Here is a 10,298-nt window from a genome sequence, read left to right on the forward strand (position 1 = left end):
CTTGATTTACTATATTAACCATTTATTGCCTAGTAGAAGCTGCTCCTTCAATTTCTACACTATTCACATATGCAATATCATTGTTTTGAAATGCGGCTGTACTTCCCGAATTTTTAGTTACACACTCTCTCTATTTTCTTTTGCCTAGTTTGAAAAGCAGCTATGTCACTATCTATCTTTTGATTTGGATACTTTCAAGTATCATTCTCAAATGCTGATATTATTTCCATCAGGATCTTTGATGATAGGCTTGTGAAGTTCGTACCATCTTTTTACAAAACGATCAATATTTGTCATATCTGATTTGACAAGATGTTTTAATTTTTGACGTTTGTATTCATAACCAGATTTAGTGAAATAGCATTTTATACCATAGGATGGTGAAAAAAGCATATGATACAATGGTGAACCCTTATAATCGTCACATCTTAATTGCATATACTTATTCTTATTATTAATTGTCATATAAAATGGCATTCCATCTGTTCCTTTCATAGAAATAAGCGAATCAATTTTAGGAACTAGTTTGAATGCGCACAAGTAAAAACATATATTATTTTCATTTTTATTAATTGTCACATAAAGCATTTCTAAATAAGTATTTTCAGTAAGACGACAAAAATTGTAGTTAAATTCTTGGTGGGCCGGATCAAATTCTCCATTAGAGTCATTATTGAATACCGACATTTCAAAACCATTTTTCAATAGCGATGGAATACCAACTTCTTTAAAAATCTCGTTTCTGTCTTTTAGTAACTGCTTTTTTGATGGTTCAAAAAAATAATCCATATTAAAATCATCTATTTGTTTGAGCACTAGCCCCCCCGGCACTACCTACAATAGCACCTCGAGCGGCCTCGCCTAGACCTACACTTGTTGTTCTATCAATTTTAACTTTATAACCATTGTCAATCACGGTCCTTTGATTATTCGTTAATCCACTTTTATTAAACTTACTTTCAACCGTAATCTGTTTTTTTGTGAAAATATTTTTAAATTTATGATCGAATTTAGCTTTTGCATTTACATTTGTTTTGGGAGTTTTATCGCCTGTTAAAACATCATCAGTACCTTGTCTTATGTATCCACGAACATTATATTTAATTTTAGTCACACTCTCCCCCAATTTTCCTTTTGCCTGATTCGAAAGACTATTAGTAGAGTTTTTAACTGCATTTCCTATAGCTTTTCCCGCAACACCCAAGGCGGCTCCAGCAACAGCATCGACAGCAATGTCACTAACTGTGGTTGATTTACCCTGAACCATTCTATTCGCAGCTCCACCTACAACGTTTGCTCCAAGCCGATATCCAATATAACAGCTTTACCTATATCAAAATCCCACACCCACAATTTAGAATTCAACTTCAATTCCCTGGTGAAGGTCATAGAACTCTATGAATGTCTCCTCTAACTAAGTAAAGATCCTAAAAGATAAATTAAAACAACCTAGCCCAATCTAATACTAGATTGGACCTAGTTGTTTTTTGGATCTCCTTCATAAATTTTCTTTATCATCATTTTTCAAAAAAATTTAATGACTGTTAGGCCGTAAGAACTTTTCATTGAAATTTCCATTTTCAATTTAATATTTAAAACTAGCTATCAATACATATAATTTGAATCGATCTCCGGCGCCATAAGACACATAAACATTTACGTGAAATACGATTACCTTGTGAGGTTTAAAAATTTCACTTCAAAAGATATAGCTTGGCAACAAATTTTAGATGATTTTATTTTCTATTTCCATTCCAATCAGTTACGCTTACTTGATAAATTGAATGCCATTTCTCAATAAAAAAACCTATATTTTGCATATCGCTAGAAATTAAATTTTTCAATTTTTCTACCTCCCGTTGAAATCCATTTGAAGAAAAACTTATACCCAATTTATAATGCGGTGAGAACAGTTCATTTATCAAAACTATACCTTTATTCCCATCCTCTCTTAACCTCATTTTAGTAAGACTACTAGGAGGGATTCCAAAATTTATTCCATTTAACTCTTTTAGCTGTTCAATATTCTCAACCATTGGTGACAATTTAAAAATATTCAAATATATCTGAATCCATCTATCGTCCCGATTTATATAAACATTAAGATTTTCTAATATTGAATTATTCAATAAACGACCGATTTCAAAAATATAACAGTTTATTCCACCATTCCAGCCAAACCAGGAAGTGCTGAATGGAGATCTTTTAAACCCCTGTTTTTCAAGCTCTGGCAGACCTTCTTCCATGAAGATTTTTTGTCTTATAACTAAAAGCTCTTTTTTAGACACGTTGTATGTTAATCCCATTTATCTATTATTTTGTGAACCTACTCCTGCGCCTGCACCAGTCGTCACAGCTCTGGCTGAATTACCCAATCCTTTACTGGTTGTCCTATCAACAATCAAGCCTCCTGCAGTCTGAACATTGCCTTCTGCAGCCACTTGATTAGGTGTCAAAGAAGATGTATTAAATTTACTTTCCACCGTCAATTCTTTACCCGTAAATATGTTTTTCATTTTATGATCATATTTAGCCACCTGAACACGTCCCGTAGCTGTTGTTCGTCCTGTCCCAACGTTCGCCTTACCTTTACTCACGTAACCTTTAGCAGCATATTTAATTTTAGTTACACTCTCTCCCAATTTTCCTTTTGCCTGATTGGAAAGACTATTAGTAGAGTTTTTAACTGCATTTCCTATAGCTTTCCCCGCAACACCCAAGGCGGCTCCAGCAACAGCATCGACAGCAATGTCACTAACTGTGGTTGATTTACCCTGAACCATTCTGTTCGCAGCTCCACCTACAACGTTTGCTCCGCCAGAGATCGCAGCTGTTGACAAAAGACTGGCTCCGCCAGTCAGTCCAGCGACACCTCCAGTAATAGCTCCCTGCAAAGCACTTCCTCCAACAGATTTCCAGTTTGTTACCTTCCCACTGTTCCAAATTTGTCTACCAGCTTCAATTCCTCCACCTAATACGCCCCCCACTGCTGCTCCAATTGCTCCTGTAACAAACGTTGGAAAATTACCATCTGGATCATTCAAGTTAGCCGGATTATTCCATGTATACGCATAAGGACTTTTATCACTTTGATCCGGATCATCAGAGAAATCATCAATAACGTTCCATCTTCCTATCTCCGCGTCATAAAATCTTGCCCCGTAATCCAACTGCCCTTCCAGTATATAAGAACTTCCCAAAGTATGCGTCCCGCCATTTAGGTCAGCCTGCATCTCTTTGCCATTATAAAGATACTTATTATCAATACTCGTTGCAATACTCTTCGTCTTCCCAAATGGATAATAATCCTGCTTTTGCATTACTGCCGCAGTTGGCACCGTAGATGTACCTCCTTTTTTCAATACTACACGTACATTACCCAAGTGGTCCGTCAGATTGTAGTAATAGCTATATGCTCCCGAACTGTTCAACAGAAAACCATCCTCGGTACCAATTCGCTCAATGACCGAACTACCCGTTCCTGTCTTACTGTATTCTATCCCGCCGATATAATCCCGCTGTGTCTTGATTCCGCCCACATCTGACAGACGGCTTAATTTTGTTCCAAGAGCATCATAGGTATAGGCTATATTCTTCCCTCCTCCAATAACGGTTTTCGGAAGGTTCAGCTGGTTGTAGGTCAACAGCATACCTGTGCGGTCCTTGGTTGCATTACCGTTCTGGTCGTAGGTAAACGATCCTGTCAGACCACCGGACAATGTATTCAACCGATTACTCTTGTTGCTATTGTTATAGCCATACGTGATCATTGAACCATTGTCCCGGATCAGTGTTCTGATATTGCCCATATCGTCATATTCTAGAGCCTCACTCATCACTGTTCCCGTACTCACACCGTTCTTCAACCTGTTCAGGGCATCATAACTATAATTAAAAGTACTGTTTGTGGTAGCGGCATATCCCCACAGCTGCTGTGCGATATTGCCATTGTACTGTGCATTTGCAAGAACTGTTGTACCGTTGACATTATAGTTCAGTAATGAGGTGAACTGTGCCGAAATGGCTTTGGTCTGCCAGCCACGTTCGTTGTAGGCATAAGCTATGCTGGTCATAAAATTACCACCGCCATTCTCACTGTGAAGCGATTTGCTTGTAAGCTGGCCGATCTCGTTATAGGCCAGTTTACTCTGTATAATCTCGGTTTGGCTGTTCACCTTTTTCCTGATCTGGACCAAACGTCCCTGATGGTCATAATCATTGCCCGTTGAAAGGGTAACGGCCGTCCCTGTGGACGGTGTGTGTACCCTGGTGCTCTTAACCAGTTGATCCGAAAAATTGTATTCATTGGTGACGATATCGGTGCCATCAAGATGGTTTGTGCTACTCACTTTCACAATCCGGCCCTGATCATCGTAATCATTGACAGTCCATAACCACTTTGCAGGACTTGAATCCAGTACAAGTACCTTATTGGCAACCAGAAGGCTCTGTGTCCGGATACTATAGGTGCTATGATCCGTAAAGGGTAAACCCGGTATGGAAGTATAATTATCATAGTAGTTGACTGCCTGAACGGTAATATTGCCTGTATTTTGTGGCATCGTATTGTTGGTATATCCTTCCATAGCCGATCCGCGCTGTTCCCAAAGGGGGCCTGTAAAGGATGACAGCGATGACTGTAGGCTGCTTTGGTCATCACCGGTGTGCCCTTTCTCTATTCCTGTCAATATTACCCGGCCCTGCGCGTCATATTTGGTAAAACTCCATTCCCCACGTGCTAGCTGCTCGGCATCACGTGTGAAGACGATCTGATCATTATTGTTATACACATAATACTCCCAGCCTTTTCCCGGTACTTTTTTCCTGACAACCCGTTTTCGCGCATCGTACTTATAAGCATAAATAAGCTCAAAAAAATCTCCGCTAACCGTTTCCGAAAATGTGGTACCCGTAAATCCTGGCGGCAGTACATAGCGAAGATCACCAAAATCATCATATACATAATATGTATTTAATGCTTTGGATTCTGTTTCCCACATTCGCTTAAGAACCACACGATCCTCAAAGTCTTTGAATTCCTCTACAGTGCCTTCTTTAGACGGAGGAACTCCGGTCCCATTTTTATTGATCCAGTTTTCATCTTTCAACACAGTTTTGTAAAGCCTACCTGCCGTGTAGTAACTAGCTGCAGCACCATTGTTTGTGCCATTGATAGTCCATAAACGGACATCGTTGACACCATTGGTTCCATATTCGGTTGCTACAGTACGCCCTGCATTTGCTCCCGAAGGCACCGTATTCCGGTCAGCAGCAGGTTGCCAGGCTATACCTGGAGCTCCTTGCTGTTGCACACGATTCAAAGGGCTACTTTCAAATACGGCAACAGCATAGGGGTTACCTGTCTTCATCACTGTGAGATCCCAGCCACCACCTACTTTGTAAAAATCAGCTTGGGTAGTCTTTGCTGCACTCCTAAAACTTCCATTGCCGGATTGCTCTGCATAAGGCAAATATTTTGTATTCTCCATGCCAAACCCATCGTATTCAATATGCTGAATAATGTCCTTATACGTCGGACTCGCCATCAGCTGTACGCGCTGTACCTCGCGCCCCAAACCGTCAAAATACTGAATTGTTTGATTTTCCTTCCCAATGGTACGCTGTGCTGCCAACTGAGCTATCCTTACTGTATCCCTAAAAGTTCGGGTCAGGATATAATTCTGACCCGTGGTGGGTATGCTCACAATATTCTGACCTTGTACAATACCGGCTGTCAATAAAGATAATATGGTTAAAAAGTTCTTTTTCATAATTTCGTCCAATCTTTTATTTAACAATATATCCGTCGTTATTGGAAAGAGTGATCACGCTGTTATAGCAGGTCGTGACATCTCCACCTTCTCCAGGAGGAAGTCCCCTCGTGGCTATATCCCCCTGGGCTACCCGCGATATTTCGATAGGGCCGCCCTCACAATAGCTCCAACCCGTACTAAAGCTTCGCGAAGATGCCCCTGCTTCTAGCATTATCTGATATTCATATTCCAGTACTTGCGTTGGCGCTGCATTAGAAGTAATAGTCGTTTTTTCTTTGAATTTAATCTGTATGGGATTTATAAGTGTGTAAGGAATTGTACAAGCGGCATCCGAATAAAAGGAAACAAAGTATGGTGTGGCAGTTTTCATCACTCCATTATGATCTGATGTTGTCTGGGGACCGGTGGTCAGCTTTGCATAAAGTACAGAAGGCTGTGTCACCGGAGGTACGATGACCGGTGGGTCAGCAACATCAATATAGTTATAATCATACACGCTTTTTATATGATGGTTATCATCTTCGATCGATCTTAATCTGTTGAAATCATCATAGGAAAAATAACTGGTTTCAGCACTGGGCGAAATGATGCTGCGTATGCCTATTCCCGGGTAATGCGTATAGGTCGTAACAGAAGCATCCTGCGGATATATGCGGACATCGTCAATTCCGTTCGGCGCGGCAATAGTGACATTGCCCGTATAGTCCTGCTTCATATATTTCCATACTCCCCCCTGTAGCAGCCAATATTCAAGAAGATAAGATTTGCTATTAGGACGTTGCCAGGATAGTGCGTATGACCCCTTGAAATACTTGCCTCCTGAATGTGCATTTCCCACCGTACCATTTTCTTCAAAACCTTCATAAAATAGTTCATTTTCCTCCCCGTTTACAATCTGCCCAATCACCTCCGTTCCAACTGAAGGATATCCTACCAGCAAAGGATTCGACGCATAACCATATTTATAGGAAGTGGAAGACCCTTGCTTCAATTTTTGTGTTATTAGCTGCCCGTTTATATTGTAGGTAAAAATAACCCGATCAGAAAGCCTTGTATCACTTAGCAGATTATTGAATAGCTGTCCGGTTCTGGATTCAGCATTCAGCGCTGGGATAGCCCCATCAGGTTTGAATATTTTAATCGGCTTAAAGAGACTATTGTCATACTGTGTAACCGTCATATCCACAAGGGAGGAATCCGAAGTACGCTTTTTCCATATCTGCTCCTCCAGTACGACATTTCTCACATTTGCATTTAAGAATCCAGTCGAAATACTTCCAACGTAGTCTTCAGGATATTTATATTTGGACAGCAAAAGATTGCCATCGGAGGTTGTATTCCGCTGTAGTTTTAGATTTCGATGATTGTTATCATAGATATATTCCTTGCTGCTGAGTATCGGCTCACCAGTTTCGTAACTATACTCCCTTTCCTTAAAAAGGGATTTCCAGACCTGATAGTGAACCCCTAATTCTGGATTGAAAGCGTAGGGCGGTTCGGCAGATGGCCCACTCATGCCAAGTGTGCCCTTAGTTTGCTCAACCCTTAAGAAATTGAAGATGGTATCGTATTTAATTTTATACTCCATCTCCTTTTTGTTGAGCCGCACAAATTTATTGTTCACCTTACGGTAGGTAACAACCGAATCTAGATCAGCATCGAGATTAAATACCCTATCGTAGTCCTTGTAACTATAGCGTGTTTTTAAAGTATCTGTTCCTTTAACCTGTAGTTCGTCGACCACACTATAAAAATAGGTCTGTCCAAAAGCACCAGATGACGCTATTGTAGAACCATATATTATCCCCGGCATAATGGTAACCGTAGGTGATCCATTCTCCCAGACCAACTGCGTATAACCTTTGGCAGAAAAATTGGGACGCATATCCGAGCCGCTGGAATATCCCAAAGCATTTAGATATTTATATTCTTTGCGCATTTTTTGCCCATTTGAAGGGTCTACTTCTATGGCTTTCATTCTTAATCCAGATGTTTTTTCACCGATGATCTGTTCGGTACCTGGGCTCGTATAATTAAATTCACATTTAATGTATTCCTCTTTTATGTCATTCTCGACACGGGCTTCATATTCTCCCGGCAAAAGATGCAAGGTCCAATTGTAACCCGCGCCGTCGGACTCCAGTCCCAACTTAATTGAATTCTGTAAATTCAGTCCATCTCCCCCCACTACCGAATAGATATATAGATCAGGTACCGTATTTCGTGAATTGTTGTCTGCATAGGGAGAAAATGCTTTCCGCTGTATAAAAAAGGTAATATCCTGTGCCTGATTGATTACAAATCGTTTACGGATCGGTGGCATATTTTCGTCCAGAAAACCTCCGGCCTGCAATTGGACACCTGTCACCACATCCTTATATTTCAATCCCAGTCCAACATCATTCAACTCATATTCAATTTCAGACTTGCCTCCGGTTGGGTAATCAATTCGCTTTAGAGCGCCCATAATTGTACCTTCTAATGCAGGTGAACGGTCCGGACCACCCGGATAATAGATATTAGGCACGATAATTCCATTAAATTCTCCCCTTCCGGTATAATATCCATTTACGTCAACATTGGCAACACCTTTCGCTGGAAAATTGACGTTGACATCTTCATTATAATAATAAAAAACGTGTCTATTTTTCTTGAGCGCATCCAACTGTGCCGGAGTCAGTAGTACATTTGATTTGGACAGCTCCGTGATTGACTTAAGTTTGAGATATCTATTTCCATTGGAAATCCCATAGCCAAAATACTCATACTTGAATCGATAACCCTTTATCAGATCACCTGCCGAATTTGAAATTGTAATCCCTCCAAGTGTGGAGGAGCTGCCCAAACTGTTTCGTATATCTACACGATTGTCGCCCGGCAAAAAACTAATGTTGTAGTCGGAAGTTATTATTGAAGAAAGCCTGAGTGTATTTACTCTTGAAGCAAAAGTTGTCGAAACCGGAGACAAAACAGAATTACCACCATAAGGCATTTCGAACTTCATATAGGTCTGCGATATACCGCCGCCCTGTTCAACCTGTCCATCAGAGACATAATTAAATAAAACAGCTGTTTTACCTGAACGGCTCTCGATTTTCGTCAGGTAATATGTGGAATTGTAATTAGGGAGGGTATAAGGTTCACCATTCACCTTGTGGGACGTCGATTCATAGGCGCCAAAACTATATCGGGTGCCGTCTTCTGTCACAATGGTAAAGTTCGTGGAACCTCCGGTAATCTTAAACTTATTGTTTGGCATGCAGTAAAATTTGCCCTTATAGGCAATGAATCTACCGCTGTATCCAGCAAAACTGTATTCATAAACATCGGGCTCGGTGTCATAGTTACCATTGACAACAGCTAACATGAACTGCTCTGTCGGATTAGGATTGATATTCGACTGAACATAACTATCTTTGTAATTATTTCCGGCTCCGTCAGTATCGTCTAGGTGTCCAAAAGGGATTCTTGATATCGATCCTCCGGCAATTAGATTCCAGCCCATACCTGATGATCCGATCTGCTGGTTCGGTTTGAAGCCATCGTAACTGTAATTCAGTGAAATTGGCAGCTTTATTTCATCACTGCTGGCATCAAATAGAGGGATGGAAAGGTTAACGGTACCTTTAGCAAGGTTATTGCCCACATTTGTATAAGCCAAAAGACTTGCTGCATTGGGGGACGGCTGTACAACATCTGTTCGCAGCATCTGCTTGTGCCCTTCTCCCGATGGTGTACTTTTAGCCATCTGGGAATAAACAGACATAGGCTGCATCAGTATAAAGAATATGGTCGCCATAAGAACGACAATATCTCTGCTTAAGCCAAGAAAAAAACAATAAAACAGGCCGTTTTCGGTTAATAAAAACTTTCTTTTCATAAATATCGGTTAACATTTATTATCAGAGCTTACATTAGGGTAAATTCCTTTTGCTAATTATAACTAATATCTGATAATCTTAAAACAATTGATTTAAAAAAAAGAAACAAATATTACCCATTAAAGTCACAATATCAACAATTGTGTAATATTTAATATTGAATAGATTAATCCATATCAAAAATATAAATTAATGCCTATCGTATTACTCGGAAAATAATTTAAATGGAATAAGCCCGGTGGAATACCGAGCTCATTATATCAAAAACGCTGCGTAAATTAGTCCAACTTTTTGAGGTCAGTCCAAATTTTAAGGTAGTGTAAACTGAACTGTGTCACATCACTCCTTTTAGGGTTCGTTCTCAGAGGCTTTCAGCCTCGAGTGCGAACCCTAAAAGGAGTTGCCGAAGGCTTTAATTCTATCCCCAAATTTAATATGTAATTGTTGCATTGTCAATCCCCAATTCCGGACAGGCATGGTCCATTTTTTTGATATTTCTTTAACCGTGAGATAAACCAACTTTAACAGCGCCTGATCAGAAGTAAATGCTCCCTTGGTTTTGGTCACTTTTCGGATCTGACGGTGCATAGCCTCAATAGCATTTGTGGTATAGATAGCTCTGCGGATATCGGGCGAATACTCG

At 40.2% G+C, this 10,298-nt stretch carries 6 protein-coding genes; all 6 read right to left on the reverse strand.

Features of this window, described 5'->3' with window-relative positions:
* Window positions 1-207 precede the first annotated feature (207 nt).
* Window positions 208-789: a hypothetical protein gene (locus IQ31_RS26015; protein WP_145331169.1), complete on the reverse strand. Its 582-nt coding sequence runs from the start codon at window positions 787-789 to the stop codon at window positions 208-210.
* Window positions 790-796: 7 nt separating this feature from the next.
* On the reverse strand, window positions 797-1,267 hold the full coding sequence (locus IQ31_RS26020; RefSeq protein WP_145331171.1) for a hypothetical protein: 471 nt from the start codon (window positions 1,265-1,267) through the stop codon (window positions 797-799).
* Between the two features lie 469 nt (window positions 1,268-1,736).
* Window positions 1,737-2,306, reverse strand: a complete 570-nt coding sequence (locus IQ31_RS26025; protein ID WP_112375251.1) for a hypothetical protein — start codon at window positions 2,304-2,306, stop codon at window positions 1,737-1,739.
* Window positions 2,307-5,771 carry a DUF6443 domain-containing protein gene (locus tag IQ31_RS26030; protein WP_145331173.1) on the reverse strand — a complete coding sequence of 1,155 codons (3,465 nt, stop codon included), beginning with the start codon at window positions 5,769-5,771 and terminating at the stop codon, window positions 2,307-2,309.
* A gap of 16 nt (window positions 5,772-5,787) precedes the next feature.
* Window positions 5,788-9,654 (reverse strand): hypothetical protein, encoded by a 3,867-nt coding sequence (locus IQ31_RS26035; RefSeq protein WP_145331175.1) that lies wholly within the window; start codon window positions 9,652-9,654, stop codon window positions 5,788-5,790.
* Window positions 9,655-10,045: 391 nt separating this feature from the next.
* Window positions 10,046-10,298 (reverse strand): transposase (locus IQ31_RS26040; RefSeq protein ID WP_145331177.1); only part of this gene is annotated, 253 nt, incomplete at its 5' end.

The sequence above is a fragment of the Sphingobacterium siyangense genome, from assembly GCF_007830445.1.
In the GTDB taxonomy this organism is placed as follows: domain Bacteria; phylum Bacteroidota; class Bacteroidia; order Sphingobacteriales; family Sphingobacteriaceae; genus Sphingobacterium; species Sphingobacterium siyangense.